Here is a 24,591-nt window from a genome sequence, read left to right as displayed (position 1 = left end):
TTGTTCTTCTACCGTACTTTTGAGCGTAGCAGCAGGTGGCCGAATCGTGATGGCGGGGTGCCATTCTTTTGTGTTAACGACAAAGCCCTAGCGAAACGGGCAGAAATTTCCCCGCCAAGTCGAACCCTTGGGCATCCTATGCCTCCAATGGCCATGGGCCGCTAACGCGGCACGCATGGACGAACATCACAGGAGCCTTTCCATTGACGACTGCAGACAACGCGCTCGCCGCCGCCGTGGAGCGTTGCGCCGAGGAGCCGATCCAGATACCCGGCGGCATCCGGCCGCACGGCTTTCTGCTGGTGCTGGATGAGCACGACCTGCGCATCCTCCAGGCCAGCGAGAACGTCGAGCAGTGGCTGGGCCTGCCAGCACGTGAGTTGGTGGGCTGCACCTTCGCCGACGTGGTCAGCGAAAGCTTCGACCTGCGCGCCAGGCTCGAACGGCTGCCCAACGACGAGGCCTTCCCGTTTCATATCGGTGATCTACGCTTGCGCCAAGGGGCACCCTGCACAGACACGCTGCGCCTGCTGACGCACCGCCACGACCAGGTGCTGTTCGCCGAGTTCGAGCCCTTCCGCCAGCCTGCAGACCTGGCCGACCAGGGCGACTATTACCCGCTGGTGCGGGGATTCGTCAGCAGCCTGCACAATGCCGACAGCCTCGAAGAGTTGCTTCAGCAGTGCGTGGTGCAGGTCAAGCGCATCACCGGCTTCGGCCGGGTCAAGGCCTACCGCTTCGACGCCGAGGGCAATGGCGAAGTGCTCGCCGAGCAGGCCGACGTCGGTTACCCGAGCTACCTCGGCCTGCGCTTTCCCGCTGCGGACATCCCGCGCCAGGCCCGCGACTTGTACCGCGTCAACCGCATCCGCGTGATCGAAGATGCCAACTATCAGGCTTCACCCCTAGTGCCCGCCATCAACCCGCGCACCGGCAAGCCCCTGGACATGAGTTTCGCCGCCCTGCGCAGCGTGTCACCGGTGCACCTGCAGTACATGCGCAACATGGGCACCCTGGCGTCGATGTCGCTGTCGATCGTGGTCGATGGCCAGCTCTGGGGCCTGATCTCCTGCCACCACGCCCAGCCGCGCGTGGTCGAGTTCCGCACCCGCACCGCCTGCGAACTGCTGGCCAGCGTGCTGTCGCTGCAGATCGAGACCCGCCTGTCGCACGCCAGGACCCGCCAGTTGCTCGACCTGCGCCAGCACATCGTGCGCATGATCTCGTCGATGGCCGACCACGACAGCGTCAGCGAGGGCCTGCGCGACTTGCCCGAGGTGCTGCTGGCGTTCGCCGGGGCCAGTGGCGCGGCGGTCATCTCTGCCGAGCGCTGCGACCTGATCGGCCAGACCCCGCCTGCGGCGCAAGTCACGGGCCTGGTGCACTGGCTGGAGCAACGCGGCGAGGAGGCAGTGTTCCACAGCGACAACCTGCGCCGAGACATCGATGAGCTGCCAGAGCTGGCTGCCCATGCCGGCGGCGTGCTGGCAGTGGCCATCTCGCAGATTCACTCGCACTACCTGTTGTGGTTCCGCCCCGAGCAGGTGCGCACGGTCGACTGGGCCGGGCGCCCCGACAAACAGATCGGCGCCCAGGGTGCGCTCAACCCGCGAAACAGCTTCGATCGCTGGCAGGAACAGATCAGCGGCTACTGCCAACCCTGGGACTCGCTGGTGATCGAAGCCGTGCTCGAACTGCGCACGGCAGTGCTGGGGATCGTGCTGCGCAAGGCCGAGGAGCTGGCGCAGCTGGCCAACGAGCTGCGCCGCTCGAACAAGGAACTCGAAGCCTTCTCCTACAGCGTGTCCCACGACCTGCGCGCCCCGTTGCGCCATATCGCCGGCTACACCGAGCTGCTCGGTGAAATCGAGGGCCAGGGCCTTAGCGAACGCGGCAAGCGCTTCCTGCAGCACATCGATGAAGCCGCGCACTTCGCCGGCAGCCTGGTCGACAACCTGCTCAATTTCTCGCAGATGGGCCGCTCGGCGTTGCGCCTGTCGGATGTCGACCTGAACACATTGGTCGACAGCATTCGCCAAGAACTGGCCCCCGATTATGAAGGCCGCGACATCGTCTGGGACATCGCGCCACTGCCCAAGGTGATCGCCGACCCGGCGTTCATCAACATGGCCTTGCACAACCTGATCGCCAACGCTATCAAATACACCCGTGGCCGTGAACCCGCCCACATCGCGATCCGCGCCCGCCAGCACCGGGGTGAGACCGAAGTGTATATCCGTGACAATGGTGTAGGCTTCGACATGGCCTACGCCAACAAGCTGTTCGGGGTTTTCCAGCGCCTGCACCGCATGGAAGACTTCGAAGGCACCGGCATCGGCCTGGCCAGCGTGCGGCGGATCATCGAGCGCCATGATGGGCGAGTCTGGGCCGAAGGCCAGGTCGACCAGGGCGCCAGCTTCCACTTCACCCTGCCCCGTCAACCCGCAACCAACTGAGGTACCCGTATCACCATGCTCAAGCCCATCCTGCTGGTCGAAGATAACCCCCGGGACCTGGAGCTGACGCTGCTGGCGCTGGAGCGCAGCCAGCTGGCCAACGAGGTCATCGTCCTGCGCGACGGCGCTGAAGCCCTCGACTACCTGCTGCGGCGCAATACTTACGCCAATCGCGACGATGGCAACCCGGCGGTGCTGTTGCTGGACCTGAAACTGCCCAAGGTCGATGGCCTGGAAGTGCTCAAGGAAGTCCGCGCCACTGCGGAGCTGCGCAGCATCCCGACGGTGATGCTGACCTCTTCCCGCGAAGAGCCCGACCTGCTGCGCGCCTATGAGCTGGGGGTCAATGCCTACGTGGTCAAGCCCGTGGAGTTCAAGGAGTTCGTCGCGGCGATTTCCGACCTGGGGGTATTCTGGGCAGTACTCAACGAGCCACCTCCCGGCTCGCTGCGCCTTAACCGTCGCGCCAGCAACTGAGGCCCCCGCGAAGATGTTGCCGACACCGCTCAAATTGTTGATGGTCGAAGACAGCTCGATGGATGCCGAGCTGACCCTGATGCGCCTGGAGCGCAGCGGGTTGCAGGTGCAATCACGGCTGGTGTTCGACCATGTCGGCGTCGAGCACGCGCTGCACCAGGCCAGCTTCGACCTGATTCTTTGCGACTGCGTGCTGCCGGGTTCTTCCGGCACCGAGGTGCTGGCCATTGCCCAGCGCCTGGCGCCCGACACGCCATTCATCTTTCTTTCGGGCATCTACGGTGAAGAACATGCGGTGGAAATGGTCCGCCTGGGCGCCACCGATTATGTGTTGAAGAAAAACCTGCCGCTGCTGCCCAAGGCCGTGCGCCGCGCCCTAACCGAAGTGCAGGAGCGCCAGCGCCGGCGCCGCGCGGAAGAAGCCCTGGCCGATGTCGAGGCCCGCGCGCGCATCGCCATCGATGCCGCCGGCATGGGCACCTGGGACTTCCGGCCGCAACAGGGCCAGTTGGTCTGGGACGACCGTTGCAAGACCCTGTTCGGCTTGCCGGTCGAGACCGAGATGAGCCTGCAGGTGTTCTATGCCGGCATCTACCCCGACGACCAGGCCAAGGTCCGCGAAGCCGTCGAGCAGGCCATGCGCCCGGACAGCGACGGGCTGTACCGGGTCGAGTTCCGCATTGCCCAACCCAACGGCCTGGAGCCGCGCTGGCTGCTCAGCAGCGGCCAGTGCCAGTTCGTCGACGGCCAGTGCACGCGGTTTTCCGGGGTACTGCAGGACATCCATACCCAGCGCCAGGCGACCCAGGCGCTCAGGCAGCTCAACGAAATGCTCGGCGAACGGGTCGAGCGCCGCACCCGTGAGCGGGACCGTGCCTGGGAGCTGTCCCAGGACTTGCTCGCGGTGCTCAACAAGGACCTGACCCCGGTGGCCCTCAACCCGGCCTGGGAAGCCAGCCTGGGCTTCTCCCGCGAGCGCCTGAGCCAGACCTCGCTGCTGCACCTGCTGCCCGAAGTGGATCAGGAGGCGTTGCTCACCGAGCTGGCGGCCCTCGCCCATGGCCGTACCAGCGCCCGCTTCGTCGGCCGCATCCAGCATGCCGGTGGTCAGTTGCGCTGGTTGTCCTGGGTGGTGGTGCCGGAAGACACCTTGCTCTACGTGGTGGCACGGGACATCACTAGCGAGCGCGAAACGGCCCTGGGCCTGGCCGAGGCCAACACCCGCCTGCGCGAACAGATCACCGAGCGCGAACGCATCGAGGCGGCGCTGCAGCAGATGCAGCGGCTGGAGGCCGTCGGCCAGCTCACCGCCGGAGTCGCCCACGATTTCAACAACCTGCTCACGGTCATCCTCACCGGCGCCAGCTTCCTTGAACGCGACCTGGCCAAGGGTAACCTGGAGAAGGCCCGCAGCCGCCTGACGCATATCCGCGAAGCCGGTGAGCGCGGCGCCAAGCTGACCTCGCAATTGCTCGCCTTCTCCCGCCGCCAGCGCCTGGAGCCGGTGCCACTGAACCTGAACCGCACCCTCACCGGCCTGGAAGAACTGTTGCGCCGCACCCTCGGCGGCAACATCCTGGTGCGCCTGGACCTGGACCACGGCCTGTGGCAGGCGCTGACCGATCCGACCCAGACCGAGATGATCATCCTCAACCTGGCCATCAACGCCCGCGACGCCATGCCCGAAGGCGGCCAGTTGACCCTGTCGACCCGCAACACCCGCATCAAGGCCCGGCCGCAACGCCCGGAAGATCCCGAGCCCGGCGAGTACGTGATGCTGAGCATCCGTGACACCGGCTGCGGCATGAACGATGAGGTGCTGGCCAAGGTATTCGAGCCGTTCTTCACCACCAAGGACATCGGCAAAGGCTCCGGCTTGGGCCTGGCCCAGGTGTTCGGCTTTGCCAAGCAATCCGGCGGCGGTGTGCGCATCGATACCGAGCCTGGCCATGGCACCCAGGTGGCGGTGTATCTGCCGGCGGTGAAGCAGGAGATGGCCATCGATCCTGTAGCGCCGACAGCCGCCCTGCCGAGCGATGACAGTGGCCATGACCACACGGTGCTGCTGGTGGATGACGATCACCTGGTACGCGACATGCTCGGCGACGTGCTGCGCCAGTATGGCTACCAGGTGCGCCAGGCGCACAGCGGGGAGCAGGCGCTGGCCCTGCTGGACGACGACATCGACCTGCTGCTGACGGACTTTGCCATGCCCGAATTCAACGGCGGGCAACTGGCCCTGGCGGCGCGCGACCGCTACCCGCAGTTGCCGGTGGTGTTCCTGACCGGGTATGCGGAGCTGGAAGGGCTGGAAGTGCCAGGGAGCCTGGTGATGCAGAAGCCCGTGCAGGCAGATGAGCTGGCCAGGGTGCTGAATGAACTGCTGCGGGTGGCCGGATAGACCTACCCTTGCCCGCTCCACTCCTGTGGGAGCGGTTTTATCGGCGCGCCGAACCGCCGTGAATAGGCCGGTGCAGGAGACAGAAACGGCAAAACCCAGCGCCGATTGTCATCTGCACTGAATCAGGAATAGGTATTTATGAAGAGAGAAAATGGCAGGGGCGGCTGGATTCGAACCAACGCATGGCAGGATCAAAACCTGCTGCCTTACCGCTTGGCGACGCCCCTGTATCGGATGCAGCTGATGCTGCTCTGACAATTCCAACTGAGTGACAACTGGGTTGTTGTCTTGGAATGCGCGGCACTTTAACACATAGATTTTCCCTGTAAACCCCCAACGTGAAAAAAAATGCTTTAAAACAGCAAGTTAGTGCTTCCGAGCCGTTTTCATGGCCCGGCAGGGCAACCACCCGTCGTTTTTCCACCGCCTCGCTTCAACACAATCGCATTCCTCCCTTCCAACCAGATAAGCGAACTGCATTGACCAAGGAGGACCCCATGCCCGTATCCCACGACCTCTACCAGGACCTGCACTATCCGCGCGAAATCGTTCAGCAGCGGCGCCAGCAGGACAAGGCCCTGGACCGCCTGCTCGACGAGTACATGGACATCGACAACCAGGTGCTGGCCGCCGAATCGATCTCGGCCGGCAACTTTGTCGACGAAGACCTGCGCCATCTGAAAGAACGCCGCTTGACCGTGAAGTACATGATCGAGCGCCAACTGGAGCGCAAGGCCTGAAAACATCGTGCCAGGCGATAGATGCCTGGCACTTTTTGTATTGGTCAAAATCGCTCGCCTCGGGCAAGCTGCGCGCAGCTCCGCATTTGCCCAAGGAGGCTTTGCCTTGTCCGCCTGGATCCCTGCCCCGCTGCGCCAGCTCAGCCAGCGCCTGCGCACTGTCGCACCTCAACAGAGCGAGCTGCTCAGCTGGTTCGAAGACAAGGCCGCCAGCCGCGGCTACCAGCTCAGCGATGGCCAACGCCGGGTCATCGACAGCATGGCCAGGCAACTTGCGCAGCTGCTGGAGGGAGGCCAACCTCGCAGCCTCTATCTGCATGGCTCGGTCGGCCGTGGCAAGAGCTGGCTGCTCGATGGCTTCTTCCAGGCCTTGCCGGTCGAGGCCAAAAGGCGCCTGCACTTCCACGATTTTTTTGCCCGCCTGCATCAGGGTATGCACCAGCACCGCCTGCTGGACGATGCATTGGGCGCCACTCTGGACCAGCTGCTGGGCGACTGCCAGGTGCTGTGTTTCGATGAATTCCACGTGCATGACATCGGCGATGCCATGCTGCTGACCCGGCTGTTCAATGCCCTGTTCGCCCGCGGCATCTTCCTGCTGGTGACCTCCAATTACGCACCTGAAGGGCTGCTGCCCAACCCGCTGTACCACGAGCGCTTCCTGCCGGTGATCCGCCTGATCAACAGCTCGATGGAAGTGCTCGAAGTCGGTGGCGATACGGATTTTCGCAGGCTGCCGGCCAACCGCGAGCACCAGCGCTTCACCCAAGGGCACTATGTGTGGCCGGGGGACGCGGCGCAGCGCCAGGCGCTGAAGGTGCCGGAGGAGCAACCGGTGATGCTGGAGGTGAACAAACGCCCGCTGCGCGCCTTGGCCATCGATGGCCGGCGGGTGGTGCTGGCCTTTGACGACTTGTGCGAGAAGGCCACCGCAGTCATCGACTACCTGGTGCTGGCCGGCCAGTACGACGAGTGGATCATCGATGGGCTGGATGATCTGTCGGAGTGTTCGCTGGCGGCGCAGCAGCGCTTCGTCAACCTGGTGGATGTGCTGTATGACCAGGATCGGCAGGTGACCGTGATCGGCAAGCGGCCACTGGAAGAAAGCCTTGGCGGGCCGCTGGCTGACCTGATGCGGACACGGAGCCGATTAGGGCAACTGCATCAGGCTGGACCCGAAAGCTTTATTGCCTGACCCGGCCTCTTCGCGGGGCAAGCCCGCTCCTACAAGTACACCACCGTTCTCACGGCATGTGCTGTACCTGTAGGAGCGGGCTTGCCCCGCGAAGAGGCCAGAGAGGTCACCGCATCAGCCAGCCCGTGGCAAATCCGCCAGCACCGCCTCGATCTCCCCCAGCACCGCCGGGTCATCCAGGGTCGAAGGCGGCACATAAGCCTGCCCATCGGCAATCTTGCGCAGCACCGCCCGCAGGATTTTCCCCGACCGCGTCTTGGGCAAGCGCTTCACCAGCCGTACCCGGTTGAAACACGCCAGCGCGCCAATTTCCTCACGTACGCTGCCCACCAGCTCCACCAGCAACTGTGCTTCGGCAATGCCCTCGCCATCCTTGAGCACCACCAGCGCCAGCGGCACCTGGCCCTTGATCTCGTCATGCACACCGATTACCGCGCACTCGGCCACCGCCGGGTGGCGGGCGACCAGGTCTTCCATCTCACCCGTGGACAGCCGATGCCCGGAGACATTTATCACGTCGTCGGTGCGGCCCATGATGTAGACGAAGCCCTCTTCATCCAGGTAGCCGCCGTCCCCGGTGTGGTAGTAACCCGGGTAGGTCTGCAGATATGCCTGCAGGTAGCGATCATGGTCGCCCCACAGGGTCTGGCTGCACCCGGGCGGCAGCGGCAGGGCGATGACGATGGAGCCTTGCTGATCAGGGCCCAGCAAATGCCCTTCATCATCCAGCACGCGCACGTGATAACCCGGCACCGCGCGGTTACTCGATCCCGGCCGCGCCGCACTGCCCTCCAGCCCCACGCAAGGCGCGGTCACTGGCCAGCCGGTCTCAGTCTGCCACCAGTGGTCGTGCACCGGTTTGCCGGTGACCCGTTCCAGCCACTCATGGGTGCTGGAATCGAGCTTTTCCCCAGCCAGGAACAGTTGGCGCAGCGAGCTCAAGTCATGCTTGCGGATCAGTTCGCCCTCCGGGTCTTCCTTGCGGATCGCACGCATGGCGGTCGGTGCGCAGAACAAGGCATTGACCTGGTACTGCGCGACCACCCGCCAGTACGCCGAGGCATCCGGTGTGCGGATTGGCTTGCCCTCATAGAACACCGTGGTGCAGCCGTTCATCAGCGGCCCGTAGACGATCAGCGAATGGCCGACCACCCAGCCGACATCGGAAATGCCCCACCACACATCCCCGGCCTGCATGCCGTAGATATGACGCATCGCGTAGCACAGCGCGACCGCGTTGCCACCATTTTCGCGGACGATGCCCTTGGGTTTGCCGGTGGTGCCGGAGGTATACATGATGTTATGGGGCGTACCATCTGTTAGGTGAAGTGCTAGCATCTCCTCATTCCCACCCATTCAGCTGGCTAGCCCCAGCCGCCCCCCGCGAAATCTGCTCTCGAAAGGACCTACTCATGCACCTGATCTGGGCAACCGAGGATTATCAGCTCTCAGGCCGTCCCGTAGCCGGGATGCCAATTCTCCTATGGGACACGATGGAGAGCTGCACCCCTGTAAATGACTTTTACAGAAGTCATCTTTCACGAGCAGAAATTACCTCAGGTGATTCATTGAATGCAGCTGGCCAGGCTCTTTACGACTTCTTCTCATTTTTACAGGCCCACAATCTAGACTGGTGGGACGTCGATAGAGAGGAATCCAAGACACTACTAAGCGCGTATCGCGATTATTGCTTCACTGAGCACAATCACGGGAGAAACACGGTCAGACACCGAATGCACTACATATGTAAATTCTATGAATATGCGTTTAACAGGAAATGGATTTCAAACCTACCCCATGACTTCGAAGTTAAATCCGCAAAGACCGGAAGCGGGTTCTTCGCTCACGTTGACGCGCGCGGCAACAAGGTAAATGCTAACGATGCGATGCCCCGCAAGATTAAAACCCTTCCAAAATATTTAACTATAGACCAGATCAAAGCACTCATTAGCTCCATTCAAAACGTACACCACCGAATGCTCGTAAGCTTTGCGCTGCGCACGGGTCTCCGCCGGATGGAGCTTGCCACCATCCCTATTGATTACATCAAAAAAGCATTGCGCGACCTGGGAAAAACTCGAAATATTTTCCTCCGCCTTGATCCATCTGACGGGCTTGGGATGAAAACTAAAAGAGGTACAGTTAGAAATGTATACGTGAGTCGAAAATTCCTAGTTCAAGTTGACCAATACATTACTCAGCATCGCGGCGAAAGATGCTCACTTAGTGCCGGCGACAGCGGAAGACTGTTTCTGAACCAAAATGGCCAGCCTTACGCCAATGAAGGAAAAGGGTTAGAAAAAATTGTGCGTGACATCGGAAAAAAAATAGGGTTGGATGTACACCCACACATGCTGCGACACACTTACGCCACCCACACGTTGATTTCTTTGCAGCGGTCCCGACAGGATCTAGACCCACTAATCTATCTGAGCAGTCAACTTGGCCACAGCTCTATAGAAACAACCAGAATCTATTTGCACCTTGCGAATGACTACGTCGACAATGCTGTACTCCAGTATGACGATGAACTGAATGAAATAGGATCAGCCGATGGGTAGAAAAAAGAAATTCAGCACTACCGACATATCCATTCCTGAGATAGACGGTAGCGTCAAATTCAAGAACCCAAGCATTCAGGAACTCATTGCTAATCCGATTGTGGAAATACCGCCAAACACCTTCCAACGGGCAAGCCTCAGCTTTGCGGAATGGTACGGCGGAAAAATTGATGCAATCACCTATATCTGCCACGTCCAAATTCTTCGTTTTTTTGCCAAACAAGACAAGGAACTGGAAGTATATACAGTATGCTCAGTCTACACCTCAATTACGAGGATGCTTGATTTTGCGGCGCTACGAGCAACAGCCCTAAACAGCATCCTCACACCACAAGATATCAATCGCCAGTTTCTCGATGAGTTCATTCGCCACCTCTCAAGCCACGGAGGGGCCATCACCTCTCACCGTAATCACTACGCTCATGTCAAGTGCTTATTGGTACCACTGGGACGCCGTGGCATCATAGAGCTTGTTACTCATGGAAAAGACAAGACCTTTCCAACAAACCCCTTCCCGAACAGCAACAAACTTCAGCAGGGCGAGACACCACTCACCAACAAAGAAAAAAAAGCAGCCATTAAAGCACTGCGAGCAGCAATTCTTCCGATTTGGGATCTTCACCAACCACTCACAAGCGATCTGATTAGCTATTGTTTGTTGGTAGTTGCGTTTCACACAGGGCGAAACACGACACCGCTACGTGAGATGACCTCCGACTGCCTCAAGCCGCACCCTAAAGATAATACATATTTTCTATCTCTCTGGAAGAACCGCGGACACAATACGAGCAAAGTGATTCTACAAAGCAACAAGGATGGCGAAGGAGGAACGGAGTCAACGACTTCAATTAGGTTCAGTGTCGAGCGTTTAATACGGCAAGTCATTTTCAGAACTGCCTTACTTCGCAATCAGCATCCAGAATTCGATGACTGCATTTGGTTGTATCATAGCCAAGAATATCAAACCGTGGGCACTGCCAAGCGGCTTTCCCCCCAATCAATAAGCTCGGCGACCACAAAGCTAGTGTCAACGCATGGACTAACCGACGCAAATGGCGACCCCCTCAGACTAAATATCAGCCGTTTCAGGAAGACATTTGCGAACCGGGTTTATGAAATTCTAGACGGTGATATTTATGGGGTCGCAAGCGCATTAGGAAATACCGCTAGGGTAACAGATACTAACTATTTGGCAGCATCACTGGAAAGCAAAAAGAAATGGCGGTTTATGGGGGAAATCCTGGTGAACGAATTGCTGACAAAAACAATTGGAGCCACCTATCACCAAACTCCCGTTGCGAAGTGCTCCAATGATAGCAACACCCCGACTCCGAACGAGAAACAAGTGATCTGCACTTCATTTCTTAACTGTTTAAGATGTAGGCACTTTGTAATTACCGCCAATGATCTCTACAAACTTTTCAGCTTTTACTTTCGAATATACAGTGAGCGTAATAAAATCTCAAAGCACCGCTGGGAAAAGGAACTCTCCCACATACCCAGGCTCATTGATAATTATGTAATCGCGGAAGGCCTCCGCCGAGGTATTTTCAAGCAGCGCCAGATTGATGAAGCTAAAGCTCTAGCTCAAAAAAACCCTCATCCATTTTGGAGCGCTGATACAATCCCCACCCTAGAGGTAATTGCATAATGAAATCTATTACCCCCCCTGCCGAGACATTTTCCCCCAAACCAGTAGACTTCAGCAAAACCTCGATTGACTACCAGAACCGCCTAATAGTATCCACCGTAGTGATTGACGGCGAGTTAGTTATTTTAAGTCGCTTCGGCGACGACACCTGGCACTTTAACAACACCCCAACCAACATAGGAAAATACTCATCCTCGATTCAATTTGGAATCTATCCTGAAGCTTATCGAGGGACAATAAAAGAAGTTGCATTCTGCTACTTAACACGCGGCCGGGACAGCCGACGCAAAGCTCAAGAAAGCTCAGCCCACCGATTTGTTGTATCCCTGAACCCTTTCTTTAAATATCTGGAACGACTAGGAACACCTGACATCCAAAAACTTCAACACCCCATATTCAGAAACTTCGTGCATGAAAGCAGAAGCTTGATCAGCGATATTACGAAAAAACCACTCGGCAAATCGGCCCTTGTACAACGTTTCGTTGCAGTTGAGGCACTTTATGAATTGAGCCAGTATACTAAAACGCCCTTGAGCGAACATCCTTGGCCAGACTCTTCGGCCGTATTTCTTGCTAATGGAACTGGAGCAAACGCCCCTCACAAACAACAAAGCTTAACACCACTGATTCCGGACGATATTTTCTGTGCGATTTTCGAAAAAGCACATGACCAGGTAGAGAAATCTGATTACTTGCTCAACCTGAGAGACGAAATGGAGAAGATAAATAACTTGCCAATTAGCGAGGGAAAACAACGAACACTAAAAAACAAAACGCTTTTGAAGCTGGGATACCCCCACAAACCTTTTGATTTAAGAAAAGAAATAACCGACCTTCGAACTTCTTGCTATATCATTATCGCTGGGACATCAGGATGTCGTAATCATGAGTTAGCTAATCTTCAGAACGGATCTCATCATAAAACCGAAGGCGATGATGGCGAAATCTATCATTGGATGAGAACTGTTTCGGAAAAAACCTATACCGGACCTTCCGACTGGATGGTACCACCTATTGCTGTTCGAGCGATCCGAATAATGGAGCGGTGGGCGGAACCCTATCAAAAAAAGATCGCAATAGAGATTGCAGCACGACGCAAAGCCAATCCTCGCGATCCGGAAATAGCACTTGCCGCTAAGCATGCTAAAGCGTTGTTTCTTGCAACCAACAAATCTGGGGGTGTAGAAGGATGCCGCTCCCTCGGCAATTCAGGGTGGAACACTCGCCTTCAAGAGTTTGTTGAGAGTGCGGGATTGAACTGGGAAATAACAACGCACCAGTTCCGTCGAAAATTCGCAAACTATGCGGCGCACAGCAAATTCGGTGACTTACGCTATTTGAAAGAACATTTCAAGCACTGGTCGATGGACATGACCCTGTTATACGCGATGGATGATACTTGGGGTCAACACTTTGATCTTGACCTGCTTTTCGAGGTGGAGAGTGAGGAACAATTGATTAAAGAGGGAGTGGTTTCGCAATGGTTCGATGAAAAAAATCTCGGAGGCGGGTACGGTCGAAGCCTGAAAGGCTGGCAGCGTGACCCCCTCAATCTGGCGATTTTTAAAGACCACTCCACGATGATCAAATCGATTGCTGAGAGCACTGCGATCCGAAGCAATGGCCATTCATGGTGTACAGCCGATGACACCGGGTGCGTTGGCAACACGGTCGAACGAAGCCGCTGCGGAGGTTGTAACAACGCAGTAATAGGCAAAGAACACGCCCCCATGTACCAAGCTCTGTACGGTAACCTACAGACTCTCCTAGACTGCAAAGACATCGGCGAGGCAGGTATCATACGGGTTAATAGAGACCTGAGGCGTTATGCTGATGTGCTCGGTGATCTGGGTATCGATGTGGAGACAAACCTTGGACAAGCCACGTAAGCCGCACCAAGACCGAGAGAAAGAGATTTTGCTTGCAGCGGCTGCGATCGAGAAAGGTCGGTCCAAAACAGGGGAAACAAAGGTCAGCATCTCAGCCGTGGCACGCGAGCTAGGGATTTCGCCAGCACTCATTCACAACCATTATCCTAAAGCTGCCGAAGACATCCGCCTTCGCCAGGGTAGATCTAGTCGCATGCAGCGAGATGTGAAGCACGATCAGCTCAAGGAAGAGCGAAGGAAAAGTGCGGACTACCGAGAAGAGATCAAAGAGCTTCGTCTTCAGGTAGCGAAACTGGCATCGCTAAATGAAATGCTTGGCCTCGAAAACCGAAAGCTGAAGGCCCAGCTGGGTAACTCGAACATCGTCGACATTAGAAAGAGTTGAGTTCCCAAGCTACCCGCTCAGACGATAACCACAGAAAATCAGCATCCCGCTAGCCTAGCCGGCACGATGTGAGACCCTAGGTGATCCCTACCCTAGTGGCACGGGCCCGTCACGGACGCAGCTCTAAGGCTCATTGGAGCGGCATATGAATCGCACCTGATTTTGTAGGCACTGACTGGCCGCATTGGGTCGATTGCGTTCAGTCGCGACCGGCTGCTTTCGACCCATACCGGTCATTCCTTTCATCGGCTTCATGGCAATTACGATTGTTATGAGGATGCACTTAGCCATAAGCTCATCGAGGCAATTTGCCACCACAACACCGAGCATGGAGTAGCCTGATGAAAATCGTTCCCCTCTTGATTGCTGCCGTCCTTTCGTTCTCCTCGATAGTCGCCTTCGCACACAGCGGTGGTACCGACTCCAAGGGTTGCCACACCAATCACAAAACGGGCGAGCGCCACTGCCACTAAGGCAGTGCGTAGGTTCTTTAAAAGCTGGCGTTCTTGACCCAGAGAATGCCAGCCTTAAAGCAAACCCCGCGTCTAAAGCAGGTTGCGAATACCCAGCATCGCTAACAGGTGGCCGGGGTAGAACCAATAGCTCCACTGTGTGACTGGCAAGATCTTGAACGGCAACCGGGCCCAGAATAGAGCCAAACCGAGTAAAGGCGCCAAAGCCGCGATCAGCAGCGCGAGGACAGCGAACGGCTCAAGCTGCGCCGCCTGTTCGAACAGGCCAGTTCGAGAGTTGACGGTTACACAAAGCGCGACGGGCAGTAGCGCGAACAGTTCGGGGCGCTTAATGGCAAGCACCAGAGCCGCCGGCACGAACACCCCGTAGAAGCCGTACATCAGCGGCTCGCTCAGCAGATAACCCGCCAGAATTGCACCGCCAGCCATTACCAGGCTTTCGAGCGTCCGGTGCTGTACTCCCCAAGCGACCAGAAGCCCTAGCGCCAACGTGACCAAGACATTGAAGGTGCCCGAGGTGCTGACCAGCCGGTAAGGGACTTCAGAAAGCGCGGCGAACACCACCAAAGAGGCGAGATACCGGCCATTGCTCCGAGTGAATATCTCACCTGGCTGATTGCGTGAGACGTTGATCGCGACTGCCAGACAGAACAGGGGAAAAGATAACCGACCGAGCACAAACAGATCGCTGCTCGCAGGCCAGGCCAATCGCATGTGATCGAGCACCATCGTGAGCAAGGCAATCCACTTGATCAGATCCTGCCCGGTATGCCGCTCTGCCGCAGAGCGAGCAATATCGAAAGTCATGGCATGCCCCCAAGCACCAGGAGTGACAACAGCAGGTATCGCCCACCCTTGGCCAGGGTGACCAGTAACAGGAACCGCCAAAGCGGCTCGCGCATGACCCCAGCCACCAACGTAATCGGATCGCCGATGATGGGTACCCAACTCACTAGCAGTGACCAGTATCCATATGCTGGTAGAGTGCCTGCGCCTTCACCAGCTTCGCCTCACTGACCGGGAACCAGCGCTTGTGCTTGAAGTGCTCGACGCCTCGACCCAAAAACCAGTTCACCACTGAACCCAGGACATTGCCGGCGGTAGCCATCGCGACGAGCGCCATGGGCAGGTAGTGCTCAGACACAAGCATCGCGACCAGTGCTGCTTCGGATTGCATCGGCAACAACGTGGCCGCAGCGAACGCCGCCAGAAAAAGCCCAAGGTAGCTGGTGAGTTCGAACACAGTTCTACAGGTACTTGGTAATTTGCTTGAATTCGTCCAGGGCCGATCTATCGCCCTTGCTCAAGGCTGTAACCGAATCCTCAAGACAGTGGTCGATATGGTCTTGGATGAGCGTGCGCTTGGCCTGGCAGACGGCCTTTTCAACCGCATGCAGTTGCTGGGCAATGTCTACACATTCCCGCCCGTCCTCGATCATGGCAATGATGCTGCGCAGATGACCGTCTGCACGCTTCAGGCGCTTGATGATCGCCTCATGGCTCTGGTGAGGATGGGCATGGCCCTGTCCATCATTGTGCTGGTGATCATGAGAGTGATCGGACATATCTTGAGTCTCTGTCGTCGATACATTACGCTGGCGATGCTATCCCCCCCAGGGGGTTAGGTCAAACGTGCAGCGTTGCTGTTGAATCAGCGTCATAGGCATCTGAATGTCCCGTCGTTTCCTGTCATCAGCCATGATCGTGGCTTTGGCTATGGCCGTTATGCTGGCCTGGACGGGGCACGCCTATTCGTTGGCAGTACCGACTCAAGTCGCTGCCCAAGAGGCAGTGAACATGAAGTACGGGCATGACCATGGCGAGGCTTCGTGGAGCTGCACGCACTGCACTGACCACTATCACGCCCCGCTCACGCCCGACCACCAGCACGAGACCCCTCAGCTCTCTTCTGCTACGCAACTGACACCTATCTTCGGCCCGTCCATGCCATTGACCTGGTCAGGCGAATCGGTACCACACCCACCAATCTTCCGAATCGAACGCCCACCTCGTCCTGCTTTTGCTTCCTGACCCTGGCCGCTTTGCGGCTCTCGATCATTGCAAAAAAGGATTGATCCATGCGTTTACACTCGATACCGGGTGGGGGCTTGCTTGCCGTGCGAGCACGCCATCCCATCTTCCTTTTGTTCCTGTTCGCCGTGTCATTGCTCATCGGCATGCCGGAGGCATTGGCACACGCCGTAGCGGAAGGCGACAAGGGATTCATCCAGGAAAGCTCGGGGGTCATGCTGATCCCGTTCATCTACATGGGCGCCAAGCACATGATGACGGGCTACGACCACCTGCTGTTTCTGTTCGGCGTAATCTTCTTCCTCTACCGCCTCAAGGACGTGGGCCTCTACGTCACGCTGTTCGCCGTTGGACATTCGGTCACGCTGCTGTTCGGCGTGCTTACTGAGATCAGCATCAGCTCCTACATCATCGACGCGATCATCGGTTTCTCGGTGGTCTACAAGGCGATGGACAACCTGGGGGCCTTCAAGCGCTGGTTCGGTTACCAGCCGAACACCAAAGCCGCGACGCTCGCCTTCGGCCTGCTGCATGGCTTTGGCCTGGCAACAAAGATCCAGGAGTACGAAATCTCGGCCGAAGGCCTGATCCCGAACCTCATTGCCTTCAATATCGGGGTGGAGATTGGTCAGTTGCTCGCGCTGAGCGCCATCCTGATCGTGATGGGCTACTGGAGAAAAACCGGTGGTTTCTGGCGTCACGCCTACACCGCCAACGTTGCCATGATGAGTGCCGGTTTCCTGCTGATGGGTTACCAGCTGACCGGCCTGTTCGTTACCGCCTGAGGATCCTGAAAAATGTTCAACTCTCCACTTCCTTCGGCAAGCGAACTGCCGAGCAGCCGTCAGCTCATCCGATCCACCGCCATCGCTTTCGCGGTCGCGATGGGGCTTCTGGTCACCGTGGTCATGCCTTCGGAGTACGCCGTCGATCCAACTGGCCTGGGCCGTGCCATGGGGCTCACGCAAATGGGGGAGATCAAGATATCTCTCGCACAGGAGGCCTTGGCCGATGAAGCTGCAGCCAAAGTGCCTTCGCCTGCACCGGCTTCAACAGTGGCGGCATCAGCACCAATACCTTCGGTAGCTCCCGCTCCGGTGCCACAGGTTGCCGCCGTTGAGCCTGCCAGCCAGGCCGAACAACCGTTAGCGAAAAAGGATGAGGTCAGCCTGACCCTGAAACCTGGCGAAGGGCGTGAGATCAAGCTCGAAATGCGCAAGGGCGCGATCGTGGCCTACAAATGGAGCGCTTCGGGGCCGGTCAACTATGACACCCATGGTGAAACCTACAACGCCGCTCAAGGCGACTTCCACAGCTATAGCAAAGGTCGCCAGGTCAAGGGTGACACGGGTGAGCTGACTGCGCTCTTCGAAGGAACCCATGGCTGGTTCTGGCGTAACCGTACCTCGGGCAACGTAACCATCGTGCTGAACACGGCGGGTGACTACCTCAACCTCAAAAAATGACCTTCTGGCTGAGACTCATATGCAGTGAGTCTCAGCCCATGACCCCTTTGATTGCACCACTGTGGAACTCAAGACATGACTATCAAACTGCTACGTTCGCTCGCCGTAATCGGTCTTCTCGGTCTGCTTGTCGCATGCGGCGATGCCGAGCCTGAGGCCACTGGCGACAGCGCGGGCCATGGTCACGCTCACGACTGACGTCCAACTAGAGCCAAGGATGGCTCAATTTTTACCTACCTCAGGACAACGGTTGACAGGTCTGTCAGTCGCTCCGTTCGCCTCCAAATAACGTCTGCTGACTGCTGCCCCTTGCATAGGGGGGCGGGGTATGACAATCTTCGCGACAATATACATAGGGGGGGTATGGTATGGGCCATCTCGCATCGAACAAGGACGCGCTGCTCAAACGCGTCAAACGCATTGCTGGACAGGTGCAAGCAATCGAAAAAGCGCTTCAGGAAGATGAGGACTGCGCTAAAACCCTCCTTCTGGTGGCGTCGACGCGTGGCGCGATGAATGGGCTACTGGACGAGATCATCAGAGATCACGCCAGGGCGCACGTGGCTGCCCCTTCTCTCACTGACGAAGAGCGCAGCAAGGGAGTGGAGGAACTCCTGGAAGCCATTCAGCGTTACTCAAAATGACCTCGGACACCCAAGCAATGAGCACGACAGCTACCATCCACGACCATGTTTTTCTTGGCGCCTCCCACGAAGAGAATGCAAAGCGCACGCTTTGGGTGGTCTTACTGACCGTTGTGATGATGATGGGTGAAATTGCCGCCGGCTACATCACCGGATCGATGGCTCTACTGGCCGACGGTTTCCATATGGCTACGCACGCCGGTGCGCTCGGTATCGCGGCAGCCGCGTATGCATACGCAAAGCGGCACGCCACCAACTCACGTTTCAGTTTTGGTACTGGGAAGGTTGGTGACCTGGGTGGGTTTGCCTCGGCGCTGATCCTGGGGCTTGTTGCCCTGGCAGTCGGTGCTGAGTCGGTCGTCCGCTTGTTCCAACCGAATGAAGTGCAGTTCGGCACGGCCATTGCTATCGCCGTCGTAGGCTTGCTGGTGAACATTGTCAGTGCGCTGCTGCTGGGTCACGGGCACGGGCACGACCATGATCACGTTCATGACCACCATCACCACGATCATGGACACAGCCACGGACATAGCAGCGGCGATAACAATCTACGATCGGCCTATGTACATGTCCTTGCCGATGCATTGACCTCGGTTCTGGCAATTGTCGCCCTGCTGGCAGGCAAATTCCTGGGCTGGGTCTGGCTCGACCCGGTGATGGGTATCGTAGGCGCTGTTGTAATTGGTCGTTGGTCATGGAACCTGATGAAAGTGACCGCCGGTGTTCTTTTGGACAAAACCGATGATCACGTGGCGCAGGAAATCCGCGAGTTCATTGAGCAGCCGGGTGACGTCCGCATCTGCGATCTGCATGTCTGGCGTGTCGGGCCCGACGCTCACGCAGCGATCGTCAGTGTTGTTGGCCACGCTCAAACAAGCGTCTCAAGCATTCGTGAACGACTGCTACCAGTTCATGAAGTACGGCATCTGACCGTCGAAGTCCATCAGGCCTGATGTGGATGCGGGTCGCAGTTGCTGCCCGCACGCTCGCATCAGAGTCCAGTGCCACAGGTAACCCAACAATGGCTTCAGCGATCGAGAATCCTTGTATTTCACTCTGTCAGCTGAAAGGTGATCTCTGTGTCAGTTGCGGGCGATCGAAAGACGAAATCCGCAAGTGGAAACGCATGAAACGCCCGGAGAAGATGGCAGCCGTACAGAAAGCCAGTGCGCGGCTGAAGGCACTGAAGAAATAACACCGACCAGGCGCCCCTCCACCGCCCAGGATGGAGGGCGCTATCGCCGTGGCCATTTCCGGTGGTGCTCATCGATGACAAAGGAGTGCGCATGAGATTTGCCATCCGCGACATGAGGATCGTCTTCCGAAAGATCGTCATGCTGATGCGACACCACCTCGTCCTCATGGTCGGGATGCCAGATCCATTTGCTCAGTATCCACGCTGCCCCAGCGAGCAGGCCTAGACCAACGAACGCAGACGTCAGGTTCACGCTGGCTCCCAGCCATCCGGCCAATGGGTAGGTAATAAGCCAACAGGCATGCGACAAGGCGAACTGTGCCGCGAATAGCGCTGGTCGATCCTGAGCCGAAGACGACCTACGCAAGATACGCCCCGACGGCGTTAGTGCCAGGGAATATCCAGCACCCAGTACCACCCACAGAACTATCAGAGCCGAATAGCTGGAAACGAAGGCCCCTATCAGCAGGCCGACCACCAGCACTGCTCCACCGGCAAGCATGGCCTTACGATCATCCAGGCGTTCAAGCAGTCGGGGAAGCAATAGCGCCACCACCATCGAGCCGCCACCGAAAGCCATTAACGCCATGGCCATAGCGCTCTGATCCAGCCCAAGCTTCGCCTGAACCAACACGACCGTATTCACTATCACCATTGCGCTGGCAGCAGCAATTGCGAGGTTCAGGGCTAGTAGGCCGCGCAGGCGCGGAGTACGCAGGAAGATCCGTAGGCCTTTGGTCGTGCGCTCGTAGATGCTCCGTTTAGGCCCGCGAACGGCTACAGGCAATACCGCTGAAACCACCATTGCAGCTGATACGAGAAATCCCACGACGGTGCCACCGAATAGGCTGTGGAAGCTGACCACGGTCAACAGGGCTGCCGCGAGCATTGGGCTGATGACGCTCTCAAGGTCGTAAGCCAGTCGCGAAAGCGACAGCGCTCGGGTGTACTCACGCTCGTCAGGGAGGATGTCGGGGATGGTGGCCTGAAATGTCGGGGTGAACGCGGCAGATGCAGACTGCAGCACGAAAATCAGCACGTAGACCTGCCAGATCTCTGTGACAAACGGGAGCAATAGCGCCACGGCAGCCCTGACCAGGTCGAGAGAGACCAGCATGGCTTTTCTGGGCAAGTGTTCGGCAAACGCACCGGCAATCGGGGCCACGCCAATGTAGGCCACCATCTTGATCGCAAGCGCGGTACCCAGGACGGCGCCGGCCTGCGCGCCGGCCAGATCACAGGCCAGAAGCCCAAGCGCTACGGTCGCCAGGCCGGTGCCTATCAAGGCAATCACCTGAGCAAGGAACAGGTGCCTGTAATTGCGGTTTTTCAGGACAAATAGCATGGCACCTCCGTGCACGGCTGGAGGCGATCTCTATCGCCTGAACTTCATCAGATCGACAACAGCGTATCCCCCCCAGGGGGATATGGTCAACGCGATTCCGTGCTGCTCAGCACGGTCAATGAATACCCATTGCTTTTAGCCAAATCTGGTTTAATGTAGAGAGAGATACATTTTATGCTGAGCCTTCTACATGATTGATTGGTCGTTACTGATCCTTGGGCTGCCGACGGCCAACGCCACCGAGCGTATGCGCGCATGGAGAACCCTGAAGGCCTCCGGTGCAGCTGTGCTGCGCGATGGTGTGTACCTGCTGCCAGAAAAAAGCGCGGGCCGCGAAACGTTCGAAGCGGTGGAGCGAGATGTGCTGGCCATCAACGGCACGGCATTTCTGCTGTCGCTGCCTGAACGCGAGGAGCGCTTCAGCGGGCTATTCGACAGAAGCGATGAATACGCCAAGCTGATGGAAGAAATTGCAGGCTGCCGAGCTGACCTATCCCCGGAGAATGCGCTGCTGACAGCCCGGCAGGTGCGCAAGCTCAGGAAGGCCTTCGGCCAGTTGACAGCGATCGATTTCTTCCCAGGTGTGTTCAAGACACAAGCCGACTCGGCCCTGCAGGAACTTGAGACCGCGATTAGCCGAGCACTGTCTTCCGATGAGCCGAGTGCGCACGATGAGGCCATCAAGCAGCTGGAGCGCAGCGAATACCAAGGTCGCCGATGGGCAACGCGAAAACGCCCATGGGTAGACCGGTTGGCCTGTGCCTGGCTGATCCGTCGCTTCATTGATGCCGATGCCCAATTCATTTGGTTGGACAGTCCCAGTGACTGCCCAAGCGATGCGCTCGGCTTTGATTTTGATGGGGCCCGGTTCAGCCACGTTGGCCAGCGGATTTCCTTCGAAACCCTCATCGAGAGCTTTGCCGTTCAGCAGCCAGGCCTGGCACGCCTGGCAGGCGTCATCCACTACCTGGATGTGGGAGGCGTACAACCTTCCGAAGCACCCGGTATCGAGCGTGTCCTCGCTGGCTTGAGAGAGAGCATTGGCGATGACGATCAACTGACAATGGTCGCAGGAGGCATCTTCGATGGCCTGCTGACGGCTTTCGCAAGTGAGGAAGCCCAAAATGGTTGATACCACCTCCGCAGTAAGTGAACAGCCGCCATCGCAAGCAACTCAGCAGCCGATCGGTCTCTATGAAGCCTTCCTGTTCTGGCTCAAGTTGGGCTTCATCAGCTTTGGCGGGCCTGCCGGGCAGATCTCGATCATGCACCAGGAGCTGGTAGAGCGCAGGCGGTGGATCAGCGAGAAGCGTTTCCTGCACGCGCTGAACTATTGCATGTTGTTGCCCGGCCCCGAGGCTCAGCAGCTGGCCACGTATATCGGTTGGCTCATGCACCGCAGCTGGGGCGGGGTGATTGCCGGCGCATTGTTCGTGCTGCCTTCGCTGTTCATCCTGATCGGTTTGTCCTGGGTCTACGTCGCCTTTGGCGAGGTACCGGTAGTCGCGGGGATCTTCTATGGCATCAAGCCGGCGGTCACGGCTATTGTCGTTCATGCAGCCCACCGGATTGGCTCGCGGGCACTGAAGAATGGCTGGCTGTGGGCTATGGCCGGCGCCTCGTTCGTGGCGATCTTCGCCCTCAACGTGCCGTTCCCGCTGATCGTGCTGGTGGCTGCCATCATCGGCTATGTGGGTGGTCGCTTCGCCCCGAGCAAATTCGTAATCGGTGGTGGTCATGGAGCCGCGAAGAACAGCTATGGCCCGGCCCTTATCGATGACGACACCCCCACGCCTGAGCATACCCGTTTCAGCTGGGGGCATCTGGTACGCCTGCTGATGGTCGGTGCAGGGCTCTGGGCCCTGCCCATGGGGCTGCTGACGCTATCGTTTGGCTGGGACGGCACCCTGACGCAGATGGGCTGGTTCTTCACCAAGGCCGCACTGATGACTTTTGGCGGTGCGTATGCTGTGCTGCCCTATGTCTATCAGGGCGCTGTCGGGCACTACGGATGGCTGACGCCAACCCAGATGATCGATGGCCTCGCCTTGGGGGAAACCACTCCGGGCCCACTGATCATGGTGGTTGCCTTCGTCGGCTTCGTCGGTGGATACGTGCATCCGATGTTCGGTGCGGAGCACCCATTCCTGGCCGGTGCAGTCGCGGCGAGCCTCGTCACCTGGTTCACCTTCTTGCCGTCGTTCCTGTTCATCCTCGCCGGTGGCCCGTTGGTGGAATCGACTCACAACGAGATGAAGTTCACCGCACCGCTGACGGGGATCACGGCTGCAGTAGTGGGCGTGATCCTCAACCTCGCAATGTTCTTCGGCTATCACGTGCTTTGGCCAAAAGGCTTCAATGGGGCGCTTGATTGGCCTTCCGCTGTGATCGCGGTAGCGGCAGCGATTGCCTTGTTCCGCTTCAAACGAGGGGTGATCCAGGTGCTGATTGCCTGCGCTCTGGTCGGCCTGGCAGTCCACATGTTGCGTGTTTGAAACCAAATACCCGTCGACATCATCGGCCGGCATTTCATGACCCATCTCCCGCTGGTGGGAGATTTAAGTAGGTATCGCGTGAGCATTCAAAGATTGATCGGATCGTCTGCCCCTGGCTCACCCACCTGGAATTGGTGGCTTAGTGGGGCTTCCTTAACGTCACTACAATCGCACCCTGCCTGTTCACATTCGGCCTGCTGTCAGCGCTCTTGAAAGCACTGCTAGCCGTGCGTGCTACTGACTGGAACGCTGGTAGGCGAATGTCAGCTTTGGGTCGTTAGCGGTCATTCATACCTGACTGCGTTCCCCCCAGACGTATGCATCAATCATCTTCTGACCATAAATAGGTATGAAGCCACTGCAAATTAATGCGACATGCCTGAGGGCTCTTGCGCGGCGTTACGTTGGGATCGAATTTGCTGCCATGCAATAGCTCCAATTGGAGGCTCACATTCTCTGGAAGGTTCGGCAGGCACACCGGCAGCGCCCGGCCCACCTGTCTTCAAATTCGCTGTGGTTGATAGTTTGCCAGGTACCTTCATGCGGGATCAGCAAGATCTGAGTATATTACTGACCAGGCTCAGCGAATCCACATTAAGCACGAGATTCATAAGCAACACCGTTCTCATGAGCATGGATACGACGCCCATACTCGTTAATGGTACGCCTACTCAGCTCGTCTAGGATCAAACCAGGCATAGCTGGTTCAAAGCTCGAAGTCAGGAAAAACTCCTCCTTTTGACTCCAAATAACCTGGCCATCCCAGTCTCCAGCTGTCACAACTACTGTTTTTTCCACCCTGAATCCAGCCCCTCCTTCTCGCGCAAATATTTCACACTTGAAAAACGCCATCTCCCCTTCGCGCTCGTAATTCTCAGTAACGCAAGACGTCCCACAAGCGAGAAGCCCTTCTGCATCACCTTCTGCTACTCCATCAAGCTCACCTACACTCACTTGAATAAGCGAATGATCAAATTGGTCAGAATCCCACATATACGCCTCAGCTAATAATTAAAAATTCACCCAATTAATCCATACAAATAAGCACCGGTCAAGAACATTCAAATAAAGCAGCCCTGCTCAATCGCTACTGTCAATTACATTTACATCAAATAATATATTGTTCAACCAATTACTCAGCCTATAACCATGACACGTCGACCTCACAGATAGGTCAGCCATTAATG

The 24,591-nt window shown here is 57.6% G+C and carries 22 protein-coding genes, 1 tRNA gene and 2 pseudogenes; 18 read left to right on the top strand and 7 right to left on the bottom strand.

Annotated features, from left to right (window positions below; genetic code table 11):
• The first annotated feature begins 185 nt into the window (after window positions 1-185).
• Genes BGP85_RS00880 through BGP85_RS00870 form a run of 3 tightly spaced genes read left to right on the top strand, consistent with a single transcriptional unit; the run spans window position 186 to window position 5,334 of the window.
• On the top strand, window positions 186-2,456 hold the full coding sequence (locus tag BGP85_RS00880) for an ATP-binding protein (protein ID WP_103448126.1): 2,271 nt from the start codon (window positions 186-188) through the stop codon (window positions 2,454-2,456).
• A gap of 15 nt (window positions 2,457-2,471) precedes the next feature.
• Window positions 2,472-2,933, top strand: coding sequence for a response regulator (locus tag BGP85_RS00875; RefSeq protein WP_103448127.1), 462 nt, complete (start codon window positions 2,472-2,474; stop codon window positions 2,931-2,933).
• Window positions 2,934-2,946: 13 nt separating this feature from the next.
• Window positions 2,947-5,334 carry a hybrid sensor histidine kinase/response regulator gene (locus BGP85_RS00870; protein ID WP_103448128.1) on the top strand — a complete coding sequence of 796 codons (2,388 nt, stop codon included), beginning with the start codon at window positions 2,947-2,949 and terminating at the stop codon, window positions 5,332-5,334.
• A 152-nt stretch (window positions 5,335-5,486) separates the two neighbouring features.
• On the opposite strand, the gene BGP85_RS00865 is transcribed toward BGP85_RS00870, so the two are convergent.
• A tRNA-Gln gene (locus BGP85_RS00865) sits at window positions 5,487-5,561 on the bottom strand.
• A gap of 270 nt (window positions 5,562-5,831) precedes the next feature.
• Between BGP85_RS00865 and BGP85_RS00860 the strand changes: the two genes are divergently transcribed.
• A complete protein-coding gene (locus BGP85_RS00860) occupies window positions 5,832-6,074 on the top strand; it encodes a hypothetical protein (RefSeq protein WP_027593905.1) in 243 nt (80 codons plus the stop codon).
• 106 nt (window positions 6,075-6,180) lie between these two features.
• Window positions 6,181-7,269 (top strand): cell division protein ZapE, encoded by a 1,089-nt coding sequence (gene zapE / locus BGP85_RS00855; RefSeq protein WP_103448129.1) that lies wholly within the window; start codon window positions 6,181-6,183, stop codon window positions 7,267-7,269.
• A gap of 114 nt (window positions 7,270-7,383) precedes the next feature.
• Here the strand turns inward: zapE and BGP85_RS00850 are convergent.
• Window positions 7,384-8,577 (bottom strand): annotated as a pseudogene (locus BGP85_RS00850) (AMP-binding protein); the annotation flags it as partial.
• A 104-nt stretch (window positions 8,578-8,681) separates the two neighbouring features.
• Between BGP85_RS00850 and BGP85_RS00845 the strand changes: the two are divergent.
• From BGP85_RS00845 to BGP85_RS29490, 5 genes are all read left to right on the top strand, one after another.
• Window positions 8,682-9,830, top strand: coding sequence for a tyrosine-type recombinase/integrase (locus BGP85_RS00845; RefSeq protein ID WP_028700088.1), 1,149 nt, complete (start codon window positions 8,682-8,684; stop codon window positions 9,828-9,830).
• Window positions 9,823-11,481: a hypothetical protein gene (locus BGP85_RS00840; RefSeq protein ID WP_049275255.1), complete on the top strand. Its 1,659-nt coding sequence runs from the start codon at window positions 9,823-9,825 to the stop codon at window positions 11,479-11,481. The genes BGP85_RS00845 and BGP85_RS00840 overlap by 8 nt, the downstream gene beginning before the upstream one ends.
• Window positions 11,481-13,370 (top strand): integrase, encoded by a 1,890-nt coding sequence (locus BGP85_RS28625; RefSeq protein WP_131812210.1) that lies wholly within the window; start codon window positions 11,481-11,483, stop codon window positions 13,368-13,370. Before BGP85_RS00840 ends, BGP85_RS28625 begins: the two co-directional genes overlap by 1 nt.
• Window positions 13,354-13,755 carry a TetR family transcriptional regulator gene (locus tag BGP85_RS00830; RefSeq protein ID WP_226342988.1) on the top strand — a complete coding sequence of 134 codons (402 nt, stop codon included), beginning with the start codon at window positions 13,354-13,356 and terminating at the stop codon, window positions 13,753-13,755. Before BGP85_RS28625 ends, BGP85_RS00830 begins: the two co-directional genes overlap by 17 nt.
• A 341-nt stretch (window positions 13,756-14,096) precedes the next feature.
• Window positions 14,097-14,228 carry a YHYH domain-containing protein gene (locus BGP85_RS29490; protein WP_102667976.1) on the top strand — a complete coding sequence of 44 codons (132 nt, stop codon included), beginning with the start codon at window positions 14,097-14,099 and terminating at the stop codon, window positions 14,226-14,228.
• 72 nt (window positions 14,229-14,300) lie between these two features.
• On the opposite strand, the gene BGP85_RS00820 is transcribed toward BGP85_RS29490, so the two are convergent.
• The 3 genes and pseudogenes from BGP85_RS00820 to BGP85_RS00810 all read right to left on the bottom strand — a co-directional run bounded on the left by BGP85_RS00820 (window position 14,301) and on the right by BGP85_RS00810 (window position 15,793).
• Window positions 14,301-15,035: a TraX family protein gene (locus tag BGP85_RS00820; protein ID WP_028700066.1), complete on the bottom strand. Its 735-nt coding sequence runs from the start codon at window positions 15,033-15,035 to the stop codon at window positions 14,301-14,303.
• Window positions 15,032-15,471 (bottom strand): annotated as a pseudogene (locus BGP85_RS00815) (YqaA family protein). The gene BGP85_RS00820 and the pseudogene BGP85_RS00815 overlap by 4 nt, the downstream one beginning before the upstream one ends.
• A 4-nt stretch (window positions 15,472-15,475) precedes the next feature.
• Complete coding sequence (locus BGP85_RS00810) at window positions 15,476-15,793, bottom strand: metal-sensing transcriptional repressor (RefSeq protein ID WP_028700065.1); 318 nt, start codon at window positions 15,791-15,793, stop codon at window positions 15,476-15,478.
• A 513-nt stretch (window positions 15,794-16,306) separates the two neighbouring features.
• On the opposite strand from BGP85_RS00810, the gene BGP85_RS00800 reads away from it, so the two are divergent.
• The 6 genes from BGP85_RS00800 (at window position 16,307) to BGP85_RS00780 (ending at window position 19,564) form a co-directional block, all read left to right on the top strand.
• A complete protein-coding gene (locus tag BGP85_RS00800) occupies window positions 16,307-17,044 on the top strand; it encodes a HupE/UreJ family protein (protein WP_049277357.1) in 738 nt (245 codons plus the stop codon).
• A gap of 12 nt (window positions 17,045-17,056) precedes the next feature.
• Window positions 17,057-17,725: a hypothetical protein gene (locus BGP85_RS00795; RefSeq protein ID WP_049277358.1), complete on the top strand. Its 669-nt coding sequence runs from the start codon at window positions 17,057-17,059 to the stop codon at window positions 17,723-17,725.
• A gap of 75 nt (window positions 17,726-17,800) precedes the next feature.
• The gene (locus BGP85_RS29075; protein WP_254912523.1) at window positions 17,801-17,923 is read left to right on the top strand and encodes a hypothetical protein; all 123 of its coding nucleotides are present in this window, start codon (window positions 17,801-17,803) and stop codon (window positions 17,921-17,923) included.
• A 170-nt stretch (window positions 17,924-18,093) separates the two neighbouring features.
• Window positions 18,094-18,369, top strand: coding sequence for a metal/formaldehyde-sensitive transcriptional repressor (locus BGP85_RS00790; protein WP_028700062.1), 276 nt, complete (start codon window positions 18,094-18,096; stop codon window positions 18,367-18,369).
• Window positions 18,366-19,322 carry a CDF family Co(II)/Ni(II) efflux transporter DmeF gene (dmeF, locus tag BGP85_RS00785; protein ID WP_028700061.1) on the top strand — a complete coding sequence of 319 codons (957 nt, stop codon included), beginning with the start codon at window positions 18,366-18,368 and terminating at the stop codon, window positions 19,320-19,322. Before BGP85_RS00790 ends, dmeF begins: the two co-directional genes overlap by 4 nt.
• Before the next feature lie 68 nt (window positions 19,323-19,390).
• The gene (locus BGP85_RS00780; RefSeq protein ID WP_028700060.1) at window positions 19,391-19,564 is read left to right on the top strand and encodes a DUF1289 domain-containing protein; all 174 of its coding nucleotides are present in this window, start codon (window positions 19,391-19,393) and stop codon (window positions 19,562-19,564) included.
• A 40-nt stretch (window positions 19,565-19,604) separates the two neighbouring features.
• On the opposite strand, the gene BGP85_RS00775 is transcribed toward BGP85_RS00780, so the two are convergent.
• Entirely contained in the window at window positions 19,605-20,909 is a 1,305-nt protein-coding gene (locus BGP85_RS00775; protein WP_049277359.1) for an MFS transporter, read from the bottom strand.
• Window positions 20,910-21,099: 190 nt separating this feature from the next.
• Between BGP85_RS00775 and BGP85_RS00770 the strand changes: the two genes are divergently transcribed.
• Entirely contained in the window at window positions 21,100-22,041 is a 942-nt protein-coding gene (locus BGP85_RS00770) for a chromate resistance protein ChrB domain-containing protein (RefSeq protein ID WP_139813918.1), read from the top strand.
• Complete coding sequence (gene chrA / locus BGP85_RS00765; RefSeq protein WP_028700057.1) at window positions 22,034-23,404, top strand: chromate efflux transporter; 1,371 nt, start codon at window positions 22,034-22,036, stop codon at window positions 23,402-23,404. Before BGP85_RS00770 ends, chrA begins: the two co-directional genes overlap by 8 nt.
• Window positions 23,405-23,998: 594 nt before the next feature.
• Here chrA and BGP85_RS28620 read toward each other — a convergent pair.
• On the bottom strand, window positions 23,999-24,397 hold the full coding sequence (locus BGP85_RS28620; protein ID WP_028699630.1) for a hypothetical protein: 399 nt from the start codon (window positions 24,395-24,397) through the stop codon (window positions 23,999-24,001).
• Window positions 24,398-24,591 lie beyond the last annotated feature (194 nt).

Source organism: Pseudomonas putida, from assembly GCF_002906855.1.
Classification (GTDB): Bacteria; Pseudomonadota; Gammaproteobacteria; order Pseudomonadales; family Pseudomonadaceae; genus Aquipseudomonas; species Aquipseudomonas putida_N.
The sequence above is the reverse complement of the archived record's forward strand: the minus strand, read 5'-3'. Positions and strand labels throughout refer to the sequence as shown.

Excerpts from the sequence above, each read along its gene's own strand:
- BGP85_RS00875 (WP_103448127.1), top strand. The coding sequence starts at position 2,472 with ATGCTCAAGCCCATCCTGCTGGTCGAAGATAACCCCCGGGACCTGGAG.
- BGP85_RS00870 (WP_103448128.1), top strand. The coding sequence starts at position 2,947 with ATGTTGCCGACACCGCTCAAATTGTTGATGGTCGAAGACAGCTCGATG.
- BGP85_RS00860 (WP_027593905.1), top strand. The coding sequence starts at position 5,832 with ATGCCCGTATCCCACGACCTCTACCAGGACCTGCACTATCCGCGCGAA.
- BGP85_RS00845 (WP_028700088.1), top strand. The coding sequence starts at position 8,682 with ATGCACCTGATCTGGGCAACCGAGGATTATCAGCTCTCAGGCCGTCCC.
- BGP85_RS00840 (WP_049275255.1), top strand. The coding sequence starts at position 9,823 with ATGGGTAGAAAAAAGAAATTCAGCACTACCGACATATCCATTCCTGAG.
- BGP85_RS28625 (WP_131812210.1), top strand. The coding sequence starts at position 11,481 with ATGAAATCTATTACCCCCCCTGCCGAGACATTTTCCCCCAAACCAGTA.
- BGP85_RS29490 (WP_102667976.1), top strand. The coding sequence starts at position 14,097 with ATGAAAATCGTTCCCCTCTTGATTGCTGCCGTCCTTTCGTTCTCCTCG.
- BGP85_RS00820 (WP_028700066.1), bottom strand. The coding sequence starts at position 15,035 with ATGACTTTCGATATTGCTCGCTCTGCGGCAGAGCGGCATACCGGGCAG.
- BGP85_RS00810 (WP_028700065.1), bottom strand. The coding sequence starts at position 15,793 with ATGTCCGATCACTCTCATGATCACCAGCACAATGATGGACAGGGCCAT.
- BGP85_RS00800 (WP_049277357.1), top strand. The coding sequence starts at position 16,307 with ATGCGTTTACACTCGATACCGGGTGGGGGCTTGCTTGCCGTGCGAGCA.
- BGP85_RS00795 (WP_049277358.1), top strand. The coding sequence starts at position 17,057 with ATGTTCAACTCTCCACTTCCTTCGGCAAGCGAACTGCCGAGCAGCCGT.
- BGP85_RS29075 (WP_254912523.1), top strand. The coding sequence starts at position 17,801 with ATGACTATCAAACTGCTACGTTCGCTCGCCGTAATCGGTCTTCTCGGT.
- BGP85_RS00790 (WP_028700062.1), top strand. The coding sequence starts at position 18,094 with ATGGGCCATCTCGCATCGAACAAGGACGCGCTGCTCAAACGCGTCAAA.
- dmeF (WP_028700061.1), top strand. The coding sequence starts at position 18,366 with ATGACCTCGGACACCCAAGCAATGAGCACGACAGCTACCATCCACGAC.
- BGP85_RS00780 (WP_028700060.1), top strand. The coding sequence starts at position 19,391 with ATGGCTTCAGCGATCGAGAATCCTTGTATTTCACTCTGTCAGCTGAAA.
- BGP85_RS00775 (WP_049277359.1), bottom strand. The coding sequence starts at position 20,909 with ATGCTATTTGTCCTGAAAAACCGCAATTACAGGCACCTGTTCCTTGCT.
- BGP85_RS00770 (WP_139813918.1), top strand. The coding sequence starts at position 21,100 with ATGATTGATTGGTCGTTACTGATCCTTGGGCTGCCGACGGCCAACGCC.
- chrA (WP_028700057.1), top strand. The coding sequence starts at position 22,034 with ATGGTTGATACCACCTCCGCAGTAAGTGAACAGCCGCCATCGCAAGCA.
- BGP85_RS28620 (WP_028699630.1), bottom strand. The coding sequence starts at position 24,397 with ATGTGGGATTCTGACCAATTTGATCATTCGCTTATTCAAGTGAGTGTA.